Annotated in this window: 18 protein-coding genes and 2 riboswitches; of the genes, 10 read left to right on the forward strand and 8 right to left on the reverse strand. The window is 63.0% G+C overall.

Annotation, left to right across the window (positions count from 1 at the left end):
- Positions 1-57: 57 nt before the first annotated feature.
- From NH396_RS02185 to thiC, 5 genes are all read left to right on the forward strand, one after another.
- Positions 58-1302, forward strand: coding sequence for a sugar dehydrogenase (locus NH396_RS02185; protein WP_253061255.1), 1245 nt, complete (start codon positions 58-60; stop codon positions 1300-1302).
- A 431-nt stretch (positions 1303-1733) separates the two neighbouring features.
- Positions 1734-2546 (forward strand): TIGR04283 family arsenosugar biosynthesis glycosyltransferase, encoded by an 813-nt coding sequence (locus tag NH396_RS02190; RefSeq protein WP_253061257.1) that lies wholly within the window; start codon positions 1734-1736, stop codon positions 2544-2546.
- A gap of 16 nt (positions 2547-2562) precedes the next feature.
- Complete coding sequence (locus NH396_RS02195) at positions 2563-3264, forward strand: TIGR04282 family arsenosugar biosynthesis glycosyltransferase (RefSeq protein ID WP_253061259.1); 702 nt, start codon at positions 2563-2565, stop codon at positions 3262-3264.
- Positions 3265-3483: 219 nt separating this feature from the next.
- Positions 3484-3610: riboswitch (TPP riboswitch) on the forward strand.
- A 146-nt stretch (positions 3611-3756) separates the two neighbouring features.
- Entirely contained in the window at positions 3757-4416 is a 660-nt protein-coding gene (tenA, locus tag NH396_RS02200; protein ID WP_176677661.1) for a thiaminase II, read from the forward strand.
- A 160-nt stretch (positions 4417-4576) separates the two neighbouring features.
- A riboswitch (TPP riboswitch) is annotated at positions 4577-4718 on the forward strand.
- Between the two features lie 126 nt (positions 4719-4844).
- Positions 4845-6854: a phosphomethylpyrimidine synthase ThiC gene (thiC, locus tag NH396_RS02205; protein ID WP_253061261.1), complete on the forward strand. Its 2010-nt coding sequence runs from the start codon at positions 4845-4847 to the stop codon at positions 6852-6854.
- A gap of 130 nt (positions 6855-6984) precedes the next feature.
- Here the strand turns inward: thiC and NH396_RS02210 are convergent, their stop codons facing one another.
- The 4 genes from NH396_RS02210 to NH396_RS02225 all read right to left on the reverse strand — a co-directional run bounded on the left by NH396_RS02210 (position 6985) and on the right by NH396_RS02225 (position 11064).
- Positions 6985-7263, reverse strand: a complete 279-nt coding sequence (locus tag NH396_RS02210; RefSeq protein WP_043331408.1) for a peptidylprolyl isomerase — start codon at positions 7261-7263, stop codon at positions 6985-6987.
- A 200-nt stretch (positions 7264-7463) separates the two neighbouring features.
- Positions 7464-7832, reverse strand: coding sequence for a phasin family protein (locus NH396_RS02215; RefSeq protein ID WP_253061263.1), 369 nt, complete (start codon positions 7830-7832; stop codon positions 7464-7466).
- Between the two features lie 454 nt (positions 7833-8286).
- Entirely contained in the window at positions 8287-9606 is a 1320-nt protein-coding gene (locus NH396_RS02220; RefSeq protein WP_253061265.1) for a nuclease-related domain-containing protein, read from the reverse strand.
- 129 nt (positions 9607-9735) lie between these two features.
- Entirely contained in the window at positions 9736-11064 is a 1329-nt protein-coding gene (locus tag NH396_RS02225; RefSeq protein WP_253061267.1) for a GNAT family N-acetyltransferase, read from the reverse strand.
- Positions 11065-11167: 103 nt separating this feature from the next.
- Between NH396_RS02225 and NH396_RS02230 the strand changes: the two genes are divergently transcribed.
- Both NH396_RS02230 and pncB read left to right on the forward strand, forming a co-directional pair.
- Positions 11168-11557, forward strand: a complete 390-nt coding sequence (locus NH396_RS02230; RefSeq protein WP_253061269.1) for a DUF4190 domain-containing protein — start codon at positions 11168-11170, stop codon at positions 11555-11557.
- A gap of 159 nt (positions 11558-11716) precedes the next feature.
- Positions 11717-12889: a nicotinate phosphoribosyltransferase gene (gene pncB, locus NH396_RS02235; protein WP_253061271.1), complete on the forward strand. Its 1173-nt coding sequence runs from the start codon at positions 11717-11719 to the stop codon at positions 12887-12889.
- A gap of 209 nt (positions 12890-13098) precedes the next feature.
- Here pncB and NH396_RS02240 read toward each other — a convergent pair whose 3' ends face one another.
- From NH396_RS02240 to gap, 4 genes are all read right to left on the reverse strand, one after another.
- Positions 13099-13965 carry a dienelactone hydrolase family protein gene (locus tag NH396_RS02240; RefSeq protein ID WP_253061273.1) on the reverse strand — a complete coding sequence of 289 codons (867 nt, stop codon included), beginning with the start codon at positions 13963-13965 and terminating at the stop codon, positions 13099-13101.
- Between the two features lie 95 nt (positions 13966-14060).
- Positions 14061-16466: a PAS domain-containing protein gene (locus NH396_RS02245; RefSeq protein ID WP_253061275.1), complete on the reverse strand. Its 2406-nt coding sequence runs from the start codon at positions 16464-16466 to the stop codon at positions 14061-14063.
- Positions 16467-16772: 306 nt separating this feature from the next.
- Positions 16773-17165, reverse strand: coding sequence for a hypothetical protein (locus NH396_RS02250; protein ID WP_253061277.1), 393 nt, complete (start codon positions 17163-17165; stop codon positions 16773-16775).
- A 695-nt stretch (positions 17166-17860) separates the two neighbouring features.
- Positions 17861-18865 (reverse strand): type I glyceraldehyde-3-phosphate dehydrogenase, encoded by a 1005-nt coding sequence (gene gap / locus NH396_RS02255; RefSeq protein WP_043331416.1) that lies wholly within the window; start codon positions 18863-18865, stop codon positions 17861-17863.
- 365 nt (positions 18866-19230) lie between these two features.
- Between gap and edd the strand changes: the two genes are divergently transcribed.
- From edd to NH396_RS02270, 3 genes are read left to right on the forward strand one after another with little or no spacing between them, the layout of a single operon-like run.
- Positions 19231-21081 carry a phosphogluconate dehydratase gene (gene edd, locus NH396_RS02260; protein ID WP_253061279.1) on the forward strand — a complete coding sequence of 617 codons (1851 nt, stop codon included), beginning with the start codon at positions 19231-19233 and terminating at the stop codon, positions 21079-21081.
- 55 nt (positions 21082-21136) lie between these two features.
- Positions 21137-22162, forward strand: coding sequence for a glucokinase (gene glk, locus NH396_RS02265; RefSeq protein WP_253061281.1), 1026 nt, complete (start codon positions 21137-21139; stop codon positions 22160-22162).
- Positions 22163-22199: 37 nt separating this feature from the next.
- A complete protein-coding gene (locus NH396_RS02270) occupies positions 22200-23078 on the forward strand; it encodes a D-hexose-6-phosphate mutarotase (protein ID WP_253061283.1) in 879 nt (292 codons plus the stop codon).
- Positions 23079-23104: the final 26 nt, after the last annotated feature.

Below are 23104 nucleotides of genomic sequence, written 5' to 3' on the forward strand. Positions count from 1 at the left end.
TCTCGGGCAGTATCGACACGCCTGCCGGCAAGTCTGGTGACAGGCTTGGCGACAAGGTTGGCAACACGTGTGGCGACACGCCTGGTCACAGGTGCCGCGGCGGCCTGTCTCGCCTTGTCTCTACCAGCCCAAGCCAAGACAGATGCCGCTTCCTCACTGTCGCTGGTGAGCGCTCAGGAAGTGCCCAGTGATGCCCCTGCGCTCAAGCTGCCTGAGGGCGCCACGCTCGAGCGGCTGGCCTCACTCGACAGTCCACGCATGCTGCATCTCACTGACGCTGGCGAGCTGCTGATCGGCTCGCGGGCCGAGCGTGTCTATCGCGCTCAGCTGACGCCGGACGGCAACCTATCTGCCGTGAAGACGCTGGTCGAACTGTCGGGCTACCCTCACTCGCTGGTGGTACGCGGCGACAAGCTCTATGTCGCGACCACTGCAGCCTTGCTGATCGCCGACTATTCACACGGCGAATCTCTCACCCGCGATGACTTTCGTGAGCTGATCGCCCTGCCCGGCGGCGGTGGCCACAACTCGCGCACCCTGAGTCTCGGGCCTGATGGCGGCCTCTATCTGGCGCTGGGCATCCAGGGCAATTGCTCGAATCAATATCTCGCAGGCAGCGAGCAGGGCTACTCCTTCAGTGAACGCCGAGGCGGCGTGCTGCGCCTTGAGGAATCCGGCGATGCCCCGCACTGGCAACCCTGGGCCAGCGGGCTGCGCAACCCGGTGGGCCTCGCCTGGCAGCTGGGCATGGAAGATGAGCCGCGCCTGCTGGCCACCAACAACGGCCCCGACCACTGGGGCTATGAGCAACCTCGCGAGCTGGTGGTCGCAGCCCGCGAAGGCAGCTTCCATGGCATGCCCTGGTATCAGTGGGTCGATGGCCGCTGGCATACGGATGACTGCATCACGAGCGATTCACCGCGCGAGCGTGACGAGATTGCGCCGCCACTGGCCGAGGTTCCCGCTCGCAGTGCGCCAATGGGAATCGCGATGGTACCGCCAGATCATCCATTGGCCGCAGACATGGATGTCGTGGTGGCCGTTCACGGCAGCTGGGGCACGGCGCCCTCCGGCAACGCGGCGGGTGACCCGGCCAGCCGTCGTGAGCCTCGCCTGCTGGGCCTCAAGTTGGCGACGCCAGACACTGAAGCACGTCTGGTGCCAGTGCTGACCGGCCTGCAGGACAGCAGCAGCGGTCAGCGCTGGATTCGCCCGCTCGATGTCCTGTTCGGCCCTGATGGCAGCCTGTACTTCACCTCGGATAGCGGCGCGGCTGGCCTCTATCGCCTCACCTTCGATTGATGGCCTCACCTTCGATTGATGGCCTGACCTTCAGCAGAACGGGCTTTTGAAGCGAGGCCCTGGCCCTTAGTCACGCGCTCTCTCCAAGCCCTCTCTTCAGGCTCTCTTTCCAGGAGATGCTTGGCAGAGAGCCTATGAACAAGACCTGTGAATAGGGCCTGTAAATAGGGCCGATGAATGAAGTGCTTGCCTGCTGCAGACTCTAGAACCTGGTCGTTCATGCCCCGCCTTCGAATTACAGAAATGTAGTCCCGTGCCCCCGCATGCACCCAATGGCCTTCTGGTCATCATGTGGCCACTGAGCGACACTGGCCCGACGCCAAGCGTTTAATGAACGATGACGCGTTGAGGGAGCGTCTCTCGCTCGTGCATCTAGCCTACGAACTCCTGCGTATGATCCAACGAATACGCCATCGTCGGAGCCTGCCGCCATGAATCAGCAGCCACCCTCAGCAGCACGGACGCCTGCCAGCCGTGACTCCTTGCCGAGCACATGCACGCATCTGACGCGCGCTCCCTGGCTGAGCATCGTGATGCCGGTGCATGACGAGGCAGCCGGCATCGTGCAAACCCTGATCGCCCTGAATCGCCTGCGCGCGGGAGGGGACTGTGAAGTGATCGTGGTGGATGGTGGTTCGACGGATGGCACCCCCTCACTGGCCCGTCCGCTGTGTGATGCCGTGCTGAGCAGTGAGCCGGGCCGAGCACGCCAGATGAACGCCGGAGCCGCGCGCGCGCGCGGGGAATGGCTGCTGTTTCTGCATGCCGATACCGACTTGCCCGACAATGCGCTGGCATTGCTGAAAGAGGCCGTCACGACGCATCGCCGCAGCGACTGGGGCCGCTTCGATGTCAGCATCAAGGGCGAGTCGCCGTGGTTACCGGTGATCGCCATCATGATGAATCTGCGCTCGCGGCTGACCAGCATCAGCACGGGCGACCAGACCCAGTTCGTGCAGCGCTCGACCTTCGAGGCCATCGGCGGCTTTGCCGACATGCCATTGATGGAAGATATCTGGTTGAGTGCCCAGCTCAAGCATTTGACACCGCCAATGAACCTGACAGCGCGCGTTACCACCAGCGGTCGACGCTGGGACACCCAGGGCGTCTGGCGCACCATCGTCAAGATGTGGGGACTGCGACTGGCGGCCTGGTGTGGGGTCTCTCCCACACGTCTGGCACGCCTCTACGGCTATCGCGCCGCGGCGCAGGCCTGTGAGCAGCGCGGCATGCCCCATGCGTGATGCGACGTTGCCTACCTTGCCCACAACTGATGCCGCGTCAGAGGTGCGCCCGACCCTCATCATCTTCGGTCGCCTGCCCATCGCCGGCCATTGCAAGACACGTCTGATCCCCGCACTCGGACCCGAGGGCGCAGCTCGACTCTATGAGCGGATGCTGAGCCATATCGTTGACCAGGCCTGCGCCGCGCATCTCGGCAAGGTCGTGGTGATGCTGACGCCCGCTGCCGAGCCGTCGAGTCAGGCCCCTGAACAGGCGGCTCTGCAGGTGGCGCTGGAAGCCCGGCTGCGAAGTACTGTCGATGCTTCTGCCAACCTCACCTTCGAAGCACAGCCGCAGGGGGATCTCGGTGAGCGAATGTCCCGGGCCATGGCCCGACATCTGCCCGAAGGGCCGGTGCTGCTGATGGGCTCCGACCTGCCGGCGCTGGACAGCCAGCGTCTGCGCGAGGCAGCCCACAGACTGCGCACTCACGACGCGGTGCTGCAACCCACCTACGATGGCGGCTATGGCTTGATCGGCCTCAAGGCGTGCTGCCCGCAAGCCTTCCTGCTGCCCCACTGGAGTCATGCCCATGTCTGCCGGGACACCCTGACGCTGTTGGCACGGGCGGGGAGAACGACCGCTTGCCTGCCGACCAGCTGGGATGTCGATGAGCCACGTGACCTTGCGCGACTGTCGCGCCACCTGCCGGCGCTCATGGCCGACCTTGCCGCTTGAGGCTTTGCATGAACCCGCTCACGGCTTTCTACAAACCCGCTCGAGGCTCATCACAAGCCCGCTTGAGGCTCATCACAAGCCCGCTTGAGGCTCTTTATAAGCCCGCCTGAGGCTCTTCACACCTTCGGCATGCCTCCCAAAGTCGTATGCATTTTTGCTCACACTGCCCTTCTTCTGCGCCGCAGGGCTGTTACACTCGCTGCATCGTGACTCATATGTCACAGCTTGACGGGGTGCCGGTAAGACCGGCTGAGATGTCATGCGCAGGCAACGTCCTTGCGTGAATGACGATCCCGCCGAACCTGATCCGGCTAGTACCGGCGTAGGGATCAAGCGCGAAGCGATGCCACTCGATATCGTCACCACTTTCTCACGGTGACTGTCGGCACCTCCCCCGCTTTTCCCCTGCTCCTGTTCCGGTACTGGCCACACTTGCGCCAGAGACCTGTCGTCCCATCACGGGTCGTCAGCACGCTCACCGAGGGATGTGTCATGCCCAGTTTCAACGACCTGACCAGTGCCTGCGCCGAGGAATGGCGTGACTATCTCGAGCACGACTTCGTTCGCCAGCTGGGCGAAGGCCGTCTGCCGGAGGAGTCCTTTCGCCACTACCTGCAGCAGGACTACCTGTTCCTGATCCACTTCGCGCGTGCCTGGGCGCTGGCCGCCTACAAGAGCCGCACCCTCGCGGAGCTGCGTCAGGCCACGGCCAGTCTCGACACCATCCTCAATACCGAGCTCGATCTGCATATCGGCTACTGCCGCGAGTGGGGCATCAGCGAGGATGACCTGAGCGAGCTGCCGGAATCCCGCGCCACCCTGGCCTATACCCGTTACGTGCTCGATTGCGGCCAGCGCGGCGACCTGCTCGATCTGCACGTGGCGCTCGCGCCCTGCCTGATCGGCTACGGCGAGATCGCCGAGTGGCTGCTCGATCAGGACACCACCGAGATCGAGAACAACCCGTACGCGGACTGGATCGCGATGTACTCAAGCGATGACTTCAAGGAAGCCGTCGAAGCCGAGCGTGAATGGCTGGATGCGCGGCTCTCGGAAGTCTCGGAGCGCCGACTGGGTGAACTGGTCGATGTCTTCCGGGACGCCACGCGACTCGAGATCGACTTCTGGCAGATGGGCCTCGATCGCGCCTGAGTCATGACGGACTGACATCCCGGCGCTCGCCATGAGTCGCTCGGGATGACGCCATCCTCCATGGATGGCACGACTGACAGGCCAACAGAGCCTGGATGCTAGAACGCTCCCCGGGGCAAGCCTGACGCTTCGGACAACACCCTCTCGCATTGAAATCTGCACACGCTTGACGGGGTGCCGGTGGAACCGGCTGAGATCCTGCATGCATGCTTCGCCGCCCTGACGCGCGAGCTTGCCAGCAAGGGGTCCCGTGGAACCTGAACCGGTTAGGACCGGCGTAGGAAATCAAGCTGATGGCCAGCCGCTGCGCGCGGCCGCCTCGCTCCCGGGCCACCTGCTGGCAAGGAGCTGGCGACGACCATCCTCTCCCTGCGCACGGTCTTCCCATGATGACGTCAGCCGTGACGTCGCCCTTTGAGGAGACCTGCATGAGCACTGCCCCGACAACCCAAGACCCACAAGCTACCAACGCCGCCGAGTCACCGCTCGCCTCGCAGCCTGAGTCTGCCCCCAAGGCACGCGCGCGTGCCGGTCGCAAGGATGGCAGCCGCCACCTTGCCAGCGAAGCACGCGTCGACGCCGCCGCCATCGCGCCACTGAGCGGCTCACGCAAGATCTATATCGAAGGCTCCCGCCCGGACATTCGCGTGCCCATGCGCGAGATCGGCTGCTCGCCAACCCAGACCTCCAGCGGTCTGGAAGAGAATCCGCCGATCGTCGTCTACGATACCTCCGGCCCCTACACCGACCCGGCGGTCGAGATCGACATTCGCCGAGGTCTGGCGCCGCTGCGTGAACAGTGGATCCAGGAGCGCGGCGATACCGAACAACTCAATCAGCTGAGCAGTGAATACGGCCGCGTGCGTCAGGCCGACCTGCGCCTGGCGTCACTGCGCTTCGAGCTCAACCATCGCCCGCGCCGCGCTCTACCGGGCAAGAATGTCACCCAACTGCACTATGCGCGCCAGGGCATCATCACGCCGGAGATGGAATACATCGCGATTCGCGAGAACCAGCGTCGCATCGCGCTGCGTGAGGAATATCGGGGCAGTGACTCCGTGGAAAGCATCCTGGGCCATCAGCATCCGGGCCACAGCTTCGGCGCCAACCTGCCCGACGAGATCACCGCCGAATTCGTGCGTGAGGAAGTCGCACGCGGTCGCGCCATCATCCCCGCCAACATCAATCACCCGGAAAGCGAGCCGATGATCATCGGTCGTAACTTCCTGGTAAAGGTCAACGGCAATCTGGGCAACTCGGCGGTCACCTCCTCCATCGAGGAAGAGGTCGACAAGATGACCTGGGCGATCCGTTGGGGCTCCGACACCGTGATGGATCTCTCGACCGGCGCCAATATCCACGAGACCCGTGAATGGATTCTGCGCAACTCTCCCGTGCCCATCGGCACGGTGCCGATCTATCAGGCGCTGGAGAAGGTTGATGGCGTGGCCGAGAACCTCGATTGGGAAATCTTCCGCGATACGCTGATCGAACAGGCCGAGCAAGGCGTCGACTACTTCACCATCCATGCCGGCGTCCTGCTGCGCTACGTGCCGCTGACCGCCAATCGCGTGACCGGCATCGTCTCGCGCGGTGGCTCGATCATGGCCAAATGGTGTCTGGCGCATCATGAGGAAAGCTTCCTCTATCGCCACTTCGAGGACATCTGCGAGATCTGCAAGGCCTACGACATCAGCCTGTCACTGGGCGATGGCCTGCGCCCGGGCTCGGTGGCCGATGCCAATGACGCCGCCCAGTTCGGCGAGCTCGAGACCCTCGGCGAGCTGACCAGGATCGCCTGGCAGCACGATGTCCAGGTCATGATCGAAGGCCCGGGTCACGTGCCGATGCACCTGATCAAGGAGAACATGGACAAGCAACTCAGCGAGTGTGACGAGGCGCCCTTCTACACCCTCGGCCCGCTGACCACCGACATCGCCCCGGGCTACGACCACATCACCTCCGGCATCGGCGCCGCGATGATCGGCTGGTTCGGCTGCGCCATGCTCTGCTACGTGACCCCCAAGGAGCACCTGGGCCTGCCCAACAAGGACGACGTCAAGACCGGCATCATCACCTACAAGATCGCCGCACATGCCGCCGATCTGGCCAAGGGCCATCCGGGCGCGCAACGCCGTGACAATGCGCTCTCCAAGGCGCGCTTCGAGTTCCGCTGGGAAGACCAGTTCAATCTGGGCCTGGACCCGGACACCGCGCGCAGCTTCCACGATGAGACGCTGCCCAAGGACTCGGCCAAGGTCGCCCACTTCTGCTCCATGTGCGGGCCGAAGTTCTGCTCGATGAAGATCACCCAGGAAGTGCGCGATTACGCCAATGAGCATGGTCTGACCGGCGATGCCGACAGCGTGATGGCCGGCATGCAGGAACAGGCCGACAAGTTCAAGCGTGAAGGCAGCCAGCTCTATCAGGAGGTCTAGCCAAGCGCCTGACGCACAGGAAAGCTGACTTTCCAAGCGACACAAAAAAACGCCCCGACCAGTGATGGTCGGGGCGTTTTCGTCACATCCTGCCAGAGGCTCATGACATCTCATGAGCGTGACAGAAGGCTCACGTGCGGCTGGTGACTTCCAGCAGGTGATAACCGAACTGGGTCTTCACCGGGCCCTGCACGGTGTTGATGGGGGCGCTGAACACGACTTCGTCGAATTCCTTGACCATCATGCCCGGACCGAAGGCACCCAGGTCGCCGCCACTGCGGCCGGACGGGCAAGAGGAGTGCTCGCGAGCGGCATCAGCGAAATCGCGGCCGTTCTCGATTTCGGTCTTGAGAGCTGCACACTGTTCTTCGCTGGAAACGAGAATATGACGCGCTGTGGCCTGTGCCATGTCTATCACCTGTCACTGATCGAATAAATGCCGCCGGCAATCACCGGCGGCGTGGCAGGTCATTGTGGCCCAAGGCAGCGCTCGCCGCTAGCGTCGCGCGCCTCCCCACCTGCTCAGCGATACTCCAGACACGCGAACGCCCACCCGGAAGACCGGATGGGCGTTGAGGACGCTCGCCTGAGAGCGTCGGCAGCAATCGCTTACTTGGCGGCTTTCTGCATGGCCTCGGAGGCGGACTTGGCGTTGCTTTCTGCCAGTTCCTGACCTTTCTTGGCGTATTCTTGGTTCAGCTCGACCACTTTCTGGGTGTCGTTCTGCAGCTTCTCGCCCAGAGTCTTGACGGTTTCCTGCTGCTCCTTGACGAAGTTCTTCAGACCTTCGCTGTCCTTGATCTCGAGCATGGAACGCGCCTGGGTCAGGGAAGCATCAGCATAGGACTTGGTCAGTTCCATCTGTGCGCCGATCAGCTTCTCGCTGTAATCGATGCTCAGGGCGCTGAACGCACGCAGCGGAGACAGGAACATATCGTCGAACTGCTGAGCGGACTTCTCGAAGTTGGCATTGAACATGTAGGCACCTCCAGGGTATTGGCATCACACTGAAATGAACCGGAGCGTTGCTCCGTTCGGTTATCAGGACTGAACCGGGCTGGTGCACCGTAGTGACCGAGCCATCATTATCAAGCCGTCACTATCAAGCCGTCGCGGTCAGATAGTGCTATCGACCAGGTTCCATCCTCGCTGCAAAGCAGCATAAGACAGTCTTTGTTGCACTGCAACATCAAAAACATCGCAACGACTGGTCTGTACGCCCTGATTGATGCAGTTGGCTGATTACACTGGAGAAAAACAATCAGAAGCCGAAAAGAAAATTGACGCCTTGGGGCCCCGTCATGCCACACACCACGCCCCTGGAACACCAGACTGGGCCATAGGGCTGGGAGGATAGAGAACTAGGACAGAGGGCTGAGACAGAAGCCCGAAGCTGAAAGGCTGAACTTGAGGAGAGCGCCGTGCTTATCCCTCACTGGCATGAGGCGTCGCGACAGCGTTTGCAGAGCAGGCGCCCGCCCAGCACGCGCGCCTGCTCTGTCTGGCGACAGAAGTCGACACTCTCGCTGGAGAGCCAACGCCGACAGCCCTGGCAGCGCGGCAAGCCATCCTCATCCTGTGACTGGGCGGAAGACGCGCCCTGCTGATTGCCGGGCACAGTCCTCGGCTGCTCGCCTGCCGTCTGCGGGCTAGCGGGATCTGCTTGGCTGTCCTGGTGCCGGGCCTGCCCCTGAGCCTGGTCCAGCGCCGGGTGCCCGGGCTGCCAATGCGCGGCCTGCAGCCCTCGCCCCCCAAAACCGCACTGCCGTTTCAGGGCAGCTGTAGATGTCACGCCACGCTGGACCGCCAGCGTCGTGTCATCCGGCGCTCCCTCCTTGTCCTCAGACTCTACCGCCATGGCAGCGCTTCCACCTGAGGTCCGCGCCAGCTCTTCAGGCGATGGCGGCGGTTGCCATAGATAGGCCAGCGGGGACAGCGGAGTGGCAGCGTCGTCCTCCGTCGCGCGCACGTCAGCGGCCAGGCCCAGCTTTGCCACCCAATCCGTATTGGGGGCCACATGCCGGGTCGCGATGGCGCGCCCCAGCTGGCGCAGGCGGCGCTGATCAAGGCGGTGGGTAAAACTGCGCAGCCGTGTCACGTAAGCGGTCTTGCCACTCACCTGCAGGCACTGACGCTTGAGGCGCGCGAAGGACAGCAGCGCACGACTGTCCACGATATCTTCCGGCGGTCGGCTGACCTGAGCCGCATCGGCCACCAGGATGCGATAGCGCAATTGCGGCTGCAGCGTCATCCCCAGCCGCACAGGCAGCAACGAGGAGGCCTCCAGCCATTGCATGATGGCGCGGCTACGCTCAGGGATCGTCTGCAAGGGACACGGCGTCACGGCATGCGCCATGGCACCATCTTCGCCAGTGGGTGTCTCGCTCCCCCGCGCGACTCGTCCGCCATGGGCCAACAGCTCACCGAAGGGGGTGATCGAGAGCGTCAGATCAAAACAGGAGGCATCCAGCACCCAGACCTGCATGAGGCTGTTGATCAGCAGGTGATCGATCTCGATCACGCCCTCTGCCTGCGTCAGGCGCACATCATGCAGCACGACCCAATCATCCCGCGTCCCCAACAAGGCATCCAGCTGGCTTGCCAGTGCACGGCGACGCGCCTGACGGGCACGTATCGCACGCAGGGCCTCCAGCACCTTGTGGCGCTCGGGCGCGGCAAGCGCAGCATCCTGCGCCAGCACCTCGAGCACCAGCAGGTCGTATTCCCGTGAATCGCAATCCTTGATCAGCATGGGCGCCTCTGGATTAGAGCATTCATATATAACTCAGTGTAGCGCTCCATTCGCAATCTTTCTTGCCTCTGACTCCGCGGGAGAATCCGCCAGCGGATAGCGGATGACAGTCACGGGGCCTGAAGGTCATCACTCCTGCGCTGGCTGGGGCGCGGCCTCCCGGTAAGGCAGCATTGCCGTCACCTGCTGACGCGCCTTGCTGATCCAGCGTGCCTCCTCCTCGACCGCCTCTGCCACCGCCTCCTGAAGCCCGGGATGCATCAGCCAATGCAGCGACCCGGTGGCATACGCCGCGAAACCGCGGCTGATCTTGTGCTCACCCTGAGTACCGGGGTCGAAGCGCTTGAGCCCTCGCTGCAGGCAGAATTCGAGCCCCTGGTAATAGCAGACCTCGAAGTGCAGACAGTCGGCATGCACTTCGCTGCCCCACCAACGACCATACAGGCAATCACTGCCGATCAGACACAAGGCTGCCGCTACCGGCACGCCCTGCTCATCGCGCGCCTGCACCAGCAGCAACCGCTCGGGCATGTGGCGCCTGAGCTGCTGGAAGAAATCGAGCGGCAGATAGGGCCGCTGGCCGCGCTCGAGATAGGTCATGCAGTAGCAGCGGTAGAAGGCCGCGATATCGTCAGAGCCAATCTGCGCTCCCTCGAGCCTGGCCAGCGTGAAGCCCTGCTCGGCGACCTTGCGCCGCTCGCGACGGATCTCCTTGCGCCGTTTGGAGCGCAGACTCTCGAGCCAGGTGGCGAAGTCAGGCTCGCCGCGTGACTGCCAGTGATATTGCATCCCGGGACGCGAAATCAGCTCCGGAATCGCCGCCTGCCAGTCTTGCCGCTCCTGTGCCGAGGCAAACAGCAGATGGAAACCACTGTGCTCATAACGACGCAGCACGCTCCCCGGCTCTGCCGCAGGCGCGATACCCGCCTTGAGGTGCGGCCACAACCAGGCAAGCAAGGCACGCCGGGCAGCGGGCGACGTCAACTGCGGCGAGGTGACAAGACGCGGCCCGTCACTGGGGGTGAACGGCACGGCAGTCAACTGCTTGGGGTAATAGCGACCACCGGCCTGCTCCAGGGCCTCCGCCCATTGCTGGTCGAACACATATTCGCCACGCGAGTGCAGTTTGAGATAGCGCAGCAGCCCTGCCAGCAAGCGGCCGTCGGCGTCTCGCACTACCAGATGGGCAGGATGCCAACCACTGGCGGCGCTGGCCGCACCGCAGCTCTCCAGCGCGCTCAGATAGGCATGTTGCAGGAAGGGATAGTCATCGCCTGCCAGCACATTCCACTCACTGACGGTGAGGGCGTCGAGGGAATTCAGCACCTCCAGGCGCCAACCCTGCTTCTCTGCGGCATCTGCGGCGCTCGCAACCTGCTGCTGGCCTGTCGCAGCCTCTGTCGCGTGAGCCGCCGCCCCTGTCGCCGCCTCATCTTCTACCTGCCATTGCCCTGTCACCGTACTCTCCTCATGGTCTTGCCATGCCCACCGCTGATGCAGACATGCCGCATATCCCAGGACATGCTAGTGTGTCGACATGATGCAGGACAACGAGACCCACATGACAGAGACTCCCACGCCGCCGGACGACACGTCCACGAGCGGCTCACAGACCCCGGGGCGCACTCAAGAGTCCTCGCAAGGGCCCTCTCAAGGCCCGTATGCGCCGACCCCGCCCGCGCAGGACACCCATGCCAGCACGAATCTCATGGCAGTGGCCGCCTTCGCCCTGAGCGTGCTCGGCTGCCTGCTCGCGCCTGCGGCACTCGGCGGCGTCGTATGTGGCCACATTGCGCGCAGCCAGATCCGCCGCAGTGGCGAAGCCGGTGACAGCTGGGCCCTGGCCGGGCTGATTCTCGGTTATCTGCTGATCGCCCTGTCGCTGGCCGGCCTGCTGATGTTCGGCGGCATGATGCTGACCATGTTCGGCATCATGGCCTTCAGCACCTGACCAGCGCCTGGGCTCTCCGGCTTGAACGTGCAGCGCGCCTGCACGGATAATGCGCCGACATTGCTTCCCCGTGCCAGCGGGGCATGCCTGCCTCTCGCAGCGCCTGCCCTGCCAGCGATTCCGGTTCCCCCGAGCCGCCTTGATACTGAGCGAGCCTCGATGTTGTACTCGATTCTCGATAATGATTTCTACAAGTTCACCATGCAGAACGCCGTGGTGAAACTATTTCCGTATGCGCGCGCTCGCTACGCCTTCATCAACCGTGGCGAGCATTCGTTCCCGCCGGGGTTCGGCGCGGCCTTGCGCATGGCGGTGGACAGCATGGCCGAACTGGCATTGAGCGTGGAAGAGAAATCCTTCCTCGAGCTTCACTGCCCCTTCCTGGACCCGACCTACCGCGACTTCCTGGCGGGCTTCCGCTTCGATCCCTCCGAAATCACCATCACCCAGACCGGTGATGAGCTGGAGGTGCATATCGAAGGCTACTGGTATCGCACCATCCTGTGGGAAGTCCCGCTGATGGCGATGATCAGCGAGCTCTGGTATCAGCTGGGCGGAGATCAACGCGACAGCGATCAGGCCCTGCGCGACAGCACCCTGGCCAAGATCGAGCACTACAAGCGTCTCGGCATCCGCGTGGCGGAATTCGGTACTCGTCGTCGGCACTCCTACGATGTGCACGACAAGGTGGTCGCGGGCCTCAAGGACCACGGCCGTGGCTGCTTCATCGGCACCAGCAACGTGCACATGGCGCAGCGCCACGGCATCAAGCCGATCGGCACGCACGCCCATGAGTGGTTCATGTTTCATGCCGCGCGCTTCGGCTTCAAGATGGCCAACATCCTGGCGTTGGAGAACTGGGTCAAGGTCTATCGCGGCGACCTGGGGATCGCCCTGTCTGACACCTTCACCAGCCAGGCCTTCTTCAAGAGCTTCGACAAGAAATTCGCCAAGCTGTTTGACGGCGTGCGCCACGACAGTGGTGACCCCATCGACTTCGCCGAGACCACCATCCGTCACTATGAGTCGCTGGGGATCGACCCCAAGACCAAGACCATCGTGTTCTCCGATGGCCTGGACACCGACAAGGTCGATCGCATCGTACGCTATTGCGCCGGACGTATCGGCATGTCGTTCGGCATCGGCACCAACTTCACCAATGATGTCGGCCCGCAACCGATGAACATGGTGATCAAGATGACCGAAGCCCGCCCCGAGGGTCAGGAGTGGGTGCCGGTGATAAAGCTGTCGGATGTCTCGAGCAAACACACCGGCGACCCCGACATGATTCGTCTGGCGCACCAGGTGCTGTCACTCAAGGAGCTGGATTGAGCCGCGCGCTCAGCGATCACTGAGCGCCCTGCCATGGCCTCCTGCCAGAGACCTTGAAACAGGCTCATGAACCAGCTTCTGGAAAAGCCCCATGCAAAAGCCCGCCCGGAAACTTCCCGAGCGGGCTTTTGCATGTCGATCACCTTCAGCATAAGTGACGACGGCTCAGGTCTTGACGACTCAGGTCTTGCAGCTCAGGTCTTGACGACTCAGGTCTTGACTGACTTCTTCGGTGTCTTGAAGACCTCATTGAACAGGTTGAGCATGACCTGCCAGGAAGCCGAATCTGCGGCTGCATCATAGCCCAGCGGCAGATCGTACCTGGCCGCCTTGGCATCCGACTCCGGATTGGTGAAGGCGTGCCTGGCGCCCGGATACTGGATCAACGTGGTGCGCGTCTCGAGTGACTGGAAGGTCGCGACCAGCTTGTCGAGATCCTCCTGCGACACCAGCGTATCGGCCGCGCCATTCTGGATCACGACCCGGCCGGCAAACGGCTCGGGCTCCGTCACGGCAATCGACGGGCTGCCATGGAAGCTGACGACCGCCTTGAGCGGCGCTCCGGTCAGCGCCATGTTGAGCACCACGGCACCGCCGAAGCAGTAGCCGATTGCCGCCATGCGCTCGCCATCGACTTCCGGGCGTGAGCGCAGCACCGCCAGCGCCGAATTGAAGCTGGATTCGGCCTTCGGCCAGTCACTCATCACCGCAGAGGAAAAAGCACCGGCCTCCTTGGGGTGCTCGGCCGTGCGCCCACCGCCATACATGTCGACGGCCATGACCACGTAGCCAAGCCCTGCCAGCTGCTCGGCACGCTTGCGGGCGTAGCTGTTCAAGCCCCACCACTCATGTACCAGCAGGATACCGGGACGGCGCCCCTGCGCCTTGGCATCGCGTGCGATCAGGCCGACGTGCTCCTCACCATTGGCCCGATAGGTCACCGTCTCCGTCACCACCTGCGGCCCCTCGAGACGATTGACCAGCGGTGTATCCTCGGCGGCCATGGCCTGTCCGGCAGAAAATACCGACTGTGCAAACAACAGGGTGCCAGCGCACCAGCCACGTAACATTCGCATCGCCTACTCCTTGTATGACGTGATCCACTTGCATGACGCGATCCACAACCCGAGACACCGGCTGCCGGTGTGCCCGATTGATCACCGGTGTTGGCTCAATTGTCCTCGCTCAAGGACTGCGATGCCAGCACCACCCGATCGCGACCGCTGCGCTTGGCACTGTAGAGCGCCATATCGGCACGGTGCAGGTAGCCATCCCGAGTCTCCCCCGACTGGGGTGTCGCCACCCCCATGCTGATGGTGCAGTGCAATGTGAGTGACTTGAAGCGAACTTCCAACGCCGCGATCTGCTGTCGCAGTCGCTCGGCCATTCCGACACCGGTGGCCGTGCCGGCATCGGTGAGCAGGACGGCAAATTCCTCGCCGCCCAGACGCGCAAAGCAGTCGTCGCGCCGCAGCTGGGCACGACACGCCTCGCCAAGACTGATCAGTACCTGATCGCCCGCCGCATGACCGTGAGTGTCATTGACGCGCTTGAAGTGGTCGATATCAAACAGGATCAACGCCATCTGCTCCCGCGATGACGAACTCAGCAGGGTATCGAGCGTGTCGAGGAAGCTGGCGCGGGTCATGGCACCCGTCATGGCATCCGTCATCGCTTCATGCTCACGCCGCTGCTCGATCAGCTTGCGCTCATGAATGTTGCGCGACACCGACAGCACGCGCTGATAACGCCCGGTGACGGGGTCCATCGAGGGCGTCGAGATCGACTCGAACCACAGGGTATGTCCGGCCTTGTGTTGAATTCTGAAATCGATTCGAAATACCTCGCCGAGACAGGCGGCACGATGGACTTCATGGGCGATGCGCTGCATGTCGTCAGGGTGGATGAGCTGCTTGATCTCATGACCGATGACCTCCTGCGGCCGGTAGCCACAGAGCTTTTCCACCGAGGGGCTGATGTACTGACAGATACCGTGGGAGTCCTCGATGCTGACCAGATCGCTGACGGAGTTGAGGATGAATCGGTAGCGCTCCTCGCTCTGGCGCAGCTCATCCTCGATACGGTATCGAGCGGTGGCATCGTCACAATAGCCATTCCAGATCACGCCGCCCCCGGGGGAGTCGATCATCTGCGGCAAGCCGACACAGGCCAGCCTGCGCTCCTGACCATCCGGATGCTGATAGCGTATCTCCGCCTCCCAGGGCGATTGCTGCTGGGCACTGGTCTGCAGAGACGCAAGCAAAGACTCGCGCTCGCGATCCTCGATGCGCGCCAGCAGCAGCATGGGGTCGTCGATGACGGCCTGTGGATCGAACCCCAGCACTTGCGAGGCGACCGGCGAGAGGTAGGTATAGCGCAGCTCGCCCTCCTGACTCAGGCGACACTGGAAGAGGACACCGCGCATCTGCTGGACAAGGTTATCCAATTGGCGCCGATGCGCTTCGCGCTGAGTGACATCACTGAGCTTGCCGAGCACGGCAGTGACCTTCCCTTCAGGGGAGTAACTCAGCTGCATGTCATCCTGGAGGTAGCGCTTGCGCCCATCCACATGCACGAAGGCGTAACACAGGCTCAAACGGCTATGGCGCTCCCGCACGGCCTCGCCGAAGCGCTGCTGACAGATGGCCAGCTCATCCGGCACCAACCGGGCCCGCCAGAGACCCGGGCTTGCCATCAGCAGGTCATGTGAAAGCCCGGTGAGTGCCTCGCTGCCTGCCGACAGATACTCCAATTCCTCTGGCGGCCATTCACCAGCGGTCGCGTAGTGCGCGCCGGGTGTCTCATCCACCCGCCGCGCCAGACGCTGCTGTTGATCGATCACATGATCGAGACGTTGATGTACCTGCGTGATATCGCGCGCCATCACGGCCACCTGACGCCCCTCGTCGGCGAGCGAGCGCCCCAGACTGACCATCTGGACGGACAATCTGGATTCCCCCCGCGGCAGCGACAGGCTGATATCGCATTGCCAGGGCTCGGCTCTCTCCAGGCTACGCAGGACATGAGGGAGGTAGAGGTGCTCAAGCGAGAGGCGGGAATGTGCACAGGCCGCGTCGTGATAGAGATGCCAGGCCGGGTTGGCATGACTGATCACCAGTCTTTCATCCTTGAGCAGCAGGATCGCCATCGGGTCACGACTGCGCACCATCATCAGACGATAGGCACGTGCCAGCTGCCGCTCCTGCTCATTGGCCTTGTCACGCTGCGTGATATCCGTCACTCGTCCACACAGCGGATGCCCAACGCCGGAACTCCACAGACATTCCTCGAGCAACAACAGCTGCCCGCTGCGGTCGCGCATGCGATACGTCGTACGCTCGACCCGCCCCATCGAGGCGCGAAAGTCACTCAACCGCTGCCGGTCGGCGGTGATCACCAGCGAAAGCCAGAGCTCCGGCTGCTTGAGAAAATCCCGCACCGCATATCCCAGCAGGCGTTCCGCCGCTGCATTCATGGCAATCAGGCGCTGACCATCAGCACTGAGCGTGAACAACACATCTGCCACGACAGCATAATGATGCTGCAGCAAACGACTATCCGCGAATGATTCAGGCAACGTGAACCCCCTTCTCTGTCATGCGGTTAGCTCAAGAATGCCCTATCCATGGCGCTGGCAACCAGCAGCCCTCCCACTCCCAATGCCTGATTGCGCGAAGATCCAGGCAGATGACGGCATATGAACGATTGCGACCTTTCCTTCTTGCGTCTGACTATCTCCCTTATCGGCAGCGGACGCGCAATGCTGTGGTCAAGTATCACGCAAGCGGCGCCGAAGGGAAAACCTCATGGATGCAAAAAGCCCGAAGCATAAGCTTCGGGCTTTTTTGAGAGCTGACCTTGAGCAGAGCTGGCCTGGAAAGATCTAGCCTTGCGCGGAACGCGGCATGGCATCGCCGATGAGCGCGGAGGTCGGGGCATCAGGTGCGCGGCTACAGCCATCGTTGCTCTCGCCAGCCGGCTGGGCAGTCGCGCGCGGGGCATTGCGCTTTTGGCGCCGCGACTGCCGGCTGTCCTTGTCCTGCTGGGCGGAAGGCGCCTTGTCCGGCAGGCGCGCCCGCAGATGATCGAGCAACACGCGAAAATCATCCGGCTCCATGCCGATGCGCTCCGCTGCGGCACTTTCCTGCCATAGCACATAGATCGCCGGCTGCTCACGCCCCAGGTCCATACCCACGACCTTGCCCTCACGCTGGGTACGCGGGTCACGCAAGGTAGCACCGATCAATTCATGAGCTTCGCGGATGGCATCGTGCATCTGAGACAGCCTGCTGTGGAAGTCGAGATAACTGCCGGAGAGTATGCGGCAGTGTGGCAATACCTTCCCTGAATTGCGCACAACAATGGATCACTCGCAGGCCATAGGGCCGCCTGCATGATTTGACGTTGTCATGACCTGGCTCACCAATGGATGCAAGGCCAACAGGTGCGAAGTGTAACACACCGCCACAGTTTCGCTAATTTCACTCGACCGTGCATTACGATGACGACATGTTGCCCACCTTTCTCGACGTATCAGTGCACGTTTCACACCACCTGAACCAATCCTGTCGCGATCGTGCTAAAAAAAGTTGCCATAAGACCACGCCACTGACGCAAGGCAACGACACCTTGCGCTCTGAAACACCTCCCGCACTTTCATGGTGCGCAAAAAAAACCTCTCCCATTGGGAGAGGTTCAAGAATGGATGACGCGATGTCATTCCGAGCAGCATCGAAGCCGGTCTTGGCGCCAACCCTGACCGACCACCGATTCAAAGGGGACGAATGGCATTGCCTTGTCCGTGGAGCCTGAGCGCGACGCGAGAATCCTCGGGCCACTCGTCCTCACCTGTTGGGAGCCTGCCCTGCTGTCTTGCCGACAGACTGACAGCCCCCCGAATTCTTGCTGCCCCGCGCGGCCTGGTCGGTTGATCAATGAGGGATCAGCGGCCGCGCGGGACTCACCAAGCGGTTACTTGGCGGCTTGCATCGCCAGCGCAGTGTCGAGCATACGGTTGGAGAAGCCCCACTCGTTGTCGTACCACGCCATGACCTTGACCAGGCGATCTTCGCTGACGCGGGTGTGGTTGCTGTCGAAGGTGGAAGAGTGTGCATCGTGGTTGAAGTCGATGGACACCAGCGGCAGCTCGTTGACGGCCAGCACGCTGGAACCTTCGGCGGCCTTGGCCACGATGGCGTTGATCTCTTCGATGGAGGTATCACGCGACGCGGTGAAGGTCAGATCGACCAGCGACACGTTGATTACCGGCACGCGGATCGCCAGACCATCCAGCTTGCCGTTCAGTTCCGGCAGCACCAGACCCACTGCCGCAGCGGCACCGGTCTTGGTCGGGATCATGGAATGGGTCGCGCTGCGGGCACGGTACGGGTCGGAGTGGTAGACATCCGACAGGTTCTGATCGTTGGTGTAGGCGTGAATGGTGGTCATCAGGCCATTCTCGATGCCGACTTCATCATTCAGCGCCTTGGCGACCGGCGCCAGGCAGTTGGTGGTGCAGGACGCGTTGGAGACGACCTGATGCTCGGCCTTCAGCACATCTTCGTTGACACCGAACACGACGGTCGCATCGGCATCGCCGCTTGGCGCGGAAATCAACACACGCTTGGCGCCGGCTTCGATGTGCTTGGCAGCGGCAGCACGCTTGGTGAACAGACCGGTGCATTCCATCACCAGGTCGATGTCCAAGCTGGACCACGGCAGCTGGGCCGGGTCACGCTCGGCCAGGATGCGGATCTTGTCGTCACCGACGAACAGATTCTCCTCGTCGTGCGAGACGGTTTCGGCGAAACGGCCGTGGACGGTATCGCGGCTCAGCAGGTGAGCGTTGAGCTTCGGATCACCCAGATCGTTGATGGCGACGACCTGGATACGATCGTTGTACTGACCTTCATACAGCGCACGCAGCACGTTGCGACCGATGCGACCAAAACCATTGATGGCGACGCGTAATGTCATGACTCAACTCCTGTGGCGTATGGCGGGTGCAGGACCAGACCTGATCGAAGAACGAAAGCTTGCAATACGTTCCATGAAATTATCCTACACGCTTTTCCCATAATTTGGCCGAAAGTCGTCCAGTCTTCAAGCAGTTTTTTTGTTAAATTTACCGAATATTCCGAACAAAACCGTTTCTCGAGCGCCATGACGCGCTACTGTAGGCTACCCCGGCAACCAAACGACGCGACACGGGTGATGCGAGAGGCTTTACACCGCCATCACCACTAGCTAGCGTCGCCGGGCAGCAGCACGCCCACACAGCGGGAAACGCTTTCTTTCGCCAGCCTCGGCGCCCTGCGCCGCCTGATACATGAGGTAAGAGCATGTCAGTCAACCAGACCGTAGAGCACGTGACCCAGCGCATCATCGACCGCTCCCGCGAACGCCGCGCCGCCTATGAGCAGTTGATGGAAAGCCAGCAGCGCCGCGGCGTGCACCGCTCCGAGCTCTCCTGTGGCAACCTGGCGCACGGCTTTGCCGCCTGTGGCGAGACCGACAAGAATCGTCTCAAGCTGATGAACTCGGCCAACCTGGGCATTATTTCGTCATATAACGACATGTTGTCCGCCCACCAGCCCTTCGAGGACTATCCGCGCATCATCAAGGGAGCCGTCCAGGCGATGGGCTCCACCGCCCAGTTCGCCGGCGGCGTGCCCGCGATGTGCGATGGCGTGACCCAGGGCCAGCCGGGCATGGAGCTGTCGCTGTTCTCGCGTGACCTGATCGCCATGGCCGCTGCTGTCGGCCTGTCGCACAACATGTTCGATGGCGCCCTGTTCCTCGGTGTGTGCGACAAGATCGTCCCGGGCCTGTTCATCGCCGCCGCACGCTTCGGCCACCTGCCGACGCTGTTCGTGCCGGCCGGCCCGATGCCCTCCGGCCTGCCCAACAACGAGAAGGCGCGTGTCCGCCAGTTGTTCGCCGAAGGCAAGGTCGGTCGCGATGCACTGCTGGAAGCCGAGTCCGCGTCCTACCACAGCCCGGGCACCTGCACCTTCTATGGCACCGCCAACTCCAACCAGCTGATGGTCGAGCTGATGGGCCTGCACCTGCCGGGCGCGTCCTTCGTCAATCCGGGCACGCCGCTGCGCGAAGCCCTGACGCGTCACGCCGCCGAGCAGACCATCCGCAACAGCGAAGTCGGCGGCGACTACCGTCCCTTCTATCGCCAGATCGATGCCCGCGCCATCGTCAATGCCATGGTCGGCCTGCTGGCCTCCGGCGGCTCCACCAACCACACCCTGCACCTGGTCGCGATGGCCGGCGCTGCGGGCGTGACCATCACCTGGGATGACTTCACCGAGCTTTCCGCGGTGGTGCCGAGCCTGACGCGCATCTACCCGAACGGCCAGGCCGACATCAATCACTTCCAGGCGGCCGGCGGCATGAGCTTCCTGATCCGTGAACTGCTCAAGGCGGGTCTGCTCCACGACATCCCCACCCAGGACGGCGGCACCCTGGCCGGCTATGTCCGCGAGCCCTTCCTCGAGAACGGCAAGCTGGTCTGGAAAGACGGCCCCACCGACAGCCTCGACGAAGATGTGCTGCGTCCGGTGGCCAACCCCTTCGCCCCGACAGGCGGCCTGACCGTGCTGGACGGCAACCTTGGCCGCGGCGTGATCAAGGTCTCTGCCGTCAAGGAAGCGCATCGTCTCGTCGAGGCACCGGTGAAGCTGTTCAGCGATCAGGATGAGCTCAAGGCCGCCTTCGAAGCCGGCGAGCTGGAGCAGGACATGGTCGCCGTGGTGCGCTACCAGGGCCCGCGCGCCAACGGCATGCCGGAACTGCACAAGCTGACGCCCTACCTCGGCATCCTGCAGGACCGCGGTTTCAAGGTCGCGCTGGTGACGGATGGCCGCATGTCTGGCGCCTCGGGCAAGGTCCCGGCCGCCATTCACATGACGCCAGAAGCGCTCGATGGCGGCCCGCTGGCACGCCTGCGCGAAGGTGACGTGGTCCGTCTGGACGCCAATGCCGGCACCCTCACGGCGCTGGTCGATGAAGCCGAATGGGCCGAGCGCGAGGCCGCGACCATCACTCGCGACAGCTACCATCACGGCCTGGGCCGCGAGCTGTTCTCCGGCATGCGTTCACTGGTCGGCGGTGCCGAGGAAGGCGCTTCCAGCTTTGCAGGCTACGGCGACCTGCCGGGCAGCGGCCACGACCTGATGTGATGGGCACACCCTGTCACTCTCCTGAGGCACTGACGCAAAGGAAGGATGCCGGACGATGACCCGCGACACCTCCCATCGCCTTGCTCTGGTAGGCGATATCGGTGGCACCAATGCCCGGCTGGCACTTGTCCAGCCGGGCAGCCACACCCTGCAGCACATCCAGACGCTCGCCTGCGCCGAGCATGCCGGACTCGAGGAGGCCATCCAGGCCTACTATCGGATGCTGGGCCTGTCAGAGGCCGAGCAACCCGTCGAGGCCTGTCTGGCCTTCGCCTGCCCCGTGCATGATGAACGCGTCAGCATGACCAACAATCACTGGACGTTTCTCAAGCGCGAGGTGCGCGACTCACTGGGGCTTGAGCGCTTCAAGTGCCTCAATGACTTCACCGCCATGGCGCTGGGCGTGCCCCATATCGAGGCCAGCGAACGCCTGGCCATCGGTGAGGAGCTCACCGAAGGTAGTGGCGATGCGGCCTCGCCACGCCTGGTGATCGGCCCCGGCACCGGGCTGGGTGTCGCGGGGCTGGTACGCGGCACGCACAACTGGATTCCGCTCGCGACCGAAGGGGGACATGCAAGCTTCGCCCCCACCGACGAGATCGAGGATGGCCTGCTCGGCATCTTCCGCCGTCGCCATGGTCGCGTCTCGGTGGAGCGCCTGTTGTGTGGCCAGGGCATGCTCGAGATCTATCAGGCCCTGGGCGAGCTTCGCGGCATGGCGACGCCTCTCGACAGTGCCGCCAGCGTCAGCCAGGCCGCCCATGCGGCGGCAGTGCAAGATGAAGCCTCCATCAGGAGCGAGTCACTGGCACTCGAGGCGGTGATGCGCTTCATGAAGATTCTTGGTGCGGTGGCCGGCGATGCAGCCCTGACACTGGGGGCACGCGGCGGTGTCTATCTGTGCGGTGGCGTGCTGCCGCGCAATTTGGATCTGCTGATGCGCAGCGATTTCCGCCACGCCTTCACCGACAAGAATCGTCTGAGCCGTTACAATGCCGCGATACCCACCTGGGTGGTGACCGCGCCGTGGACCGGCCTGCTGGGCGCCGCCGAGGCTCTGCACAATGAAGAGGTGACATGATGCATTGTCACCTCCTGAACCATCGAGGTAGCTCGAGATGATCCCCGAAAGTCTGCGCGAACTGATCGCCGACACCGCTGGCCAACGCACTGTCGAATGGCAGGGCCGCTCGCTGTTGATCCTCAACCAGGCGTGGGGCGAGCTGGTGGTCTGCCACCAGGGGGCTCAGGTGCTGCACTATCAGCCGACGGGCGATTCTCCCTGGCTGTGGGTGACGGAAACGCCCGCCTCCCTGCCGGGCAGCATTCGCGGCGGCATTCCGCTGTGCTGGCCCTGGTTCGCGGATGAGTTCCCCGAGGGCGAAAGCGAACTGCACGGCCCCGCTCGCAAGGCCGACTGGCGCATCGATGCGGTGGACGAGGAAGAGGAAGGCGTCGAGATCCATGCCTCACCGGTCTCAGCGCTGCACGCCGCCCTCTCTCCGCGCGTGGTGATCTTTGCCAGCCGCCGCTTCCTCAAGGTCGAGCTGATCACGGAAAACCGTGGCGACGCCCCCGTCAAGATGACCGGCGCGCTGCATACCTACTTCGCAGTGCCGAATGCCTTCGCGTGTCGCGTCACCGGTCTGGCCGGCGCCAGCTACCTGGACAAGCGCCAGGACTTCTCGCGCTTCGACCAGCAGGGCGAACTGGGCGTGCGCGGCCCGCTGGACCGCATCTACCAGACCAGCCGTGTCCAGGTGCTCGAGGACGGCAAGCGTCAGCTGCGCATCGCCAAGCAGGGCTCTGACTCCACGGTGGTCTGGCATCCCGGTGACGCGCCGCCGGCCGACACCAGCGTCGAGAATGCGCGCAGCTTCCTGTGTGTCGAGACCGCCTGCACGCGTCTCGATCCGGTCTGGCTGCCGCCGGGCGCTCAGCATCTGCTGGCCCAGCACATCTCACCGCTGAGCGGTGATGAGGCAAGCGGCGAGTGAATGACAGCCGGCCACGCGGCTCACGG

It is taken from the genome of Cobetia sp. Dlab-2-AX (genome assembly GCF_024124625.1).
Taxonomy (GTDB): Bacteria; Pseudomonadota; Gammaproteobacteria; order Pseudomonadales; family Halomonadaceae; genus Cobetia.

What these genes read in the sequence shown, in the direction of transcription:
- NH396_RS02215 (WP_253061263.1), bottom strand. Translation starts at nt 7,832, where the DNA reads ATGTTCAATGCCAACTTCGAGAAGTCCGCTCAGCAGTTCGACGATATG.
- tenA (WP_176677661.1), top strand. Translation starts at nt 3,757, where the DNA reads ATGCCCAGTTTCAACGACCTGACCAGTGCCTGCGCCGAGGAATGGCGT.
- pncB (WP_253061271.1), top strand. Translation starts at nt 11,717, where the DNA reads ATGTTGTACTCGATTCTCGATAATGATTTCTACAAGTTCACCATGCAG.
- NH396_RS02240 (WP_253061273.1), bottom strand. Translation starts at nt 13,965, where the DNA reads ATGCGAATGTTACGTGGCTGGTGCGCTGGCACCCTGTTGTTTGCACAG.
- gap (WP_043331416.1), bottom strand. Translation starts at nt 18,865, where the DNA reads ATGACATTACGCGTCGCCATCAATGGTTTTGGTCGCATCGGTCGCAAC.
- NH396_RS02190 (WP_253061257.1), top strand. Translation starts at nt 1,734, where the DNA reads ATGAATCAGCAGCCACCCTCAGCAGCACGGACGCCTGCCAGCCGTGAC.
- glk (WP_253061281.1), top strand. Translation starts at nt 21,137, where the DNA reads ATGACCCGCGACACCTCCCATCGCCTTGCTCTGGTAGGCGATATCGGT.
- edd (WP_253061279.1), top strand. Translation starts at nt 19,231, where the DNA reads ATGTCAGTCAACCAGACCGTAGAGCACGTGACCCAGCGCATCATCGAC.
- NH396_RS02230 (WP_253061269.1), top strand. Translation starts at nt 11,168, where the DNA reads ATGACAGAGACTCCCACGCCGCCGGACGACACGTCCACGAGCGGCTCA.
- NH396_RS02270 (WP_253061283.1), top strand. Translation starts at nt 22,200, where the DNA reads ATGATCCCCGAAAGTCTGCGCGAACTGATCGCCGACACCGCTGGCCAA.
- NH396_RS02220 (WP_253061265.1), bottom strand. Translation starts at nt 9,606, where the DNA reads ATGCTGATCAAGGATTGCGATTCACGGGAATACGACCTGCTGGTGCTC.
- NH396_RS02250 (WP_253061277.1), bottom strand. Translation starts at nt 17,165, where the DNA reads ATGCACGATGCCATCCGCGAAGCTCATGAATTGATCGGTGCTACCTTG.
- NH396_RS02210 (WP_043331408.1), bottom strand. Translation starts at nt 7,263, where the DNA reads ATGGCACAGGCCACAGCGCGTCATATTCTCGTTTCCAGCGAAGAACAG.
- thiC (WP_253061261.1), top strand. Translation starts at nt 4,845, where the DNA reads ATGAGCACTGCCCCGACAACCCAAGACCCACAAGCTACCAACGCCGCC.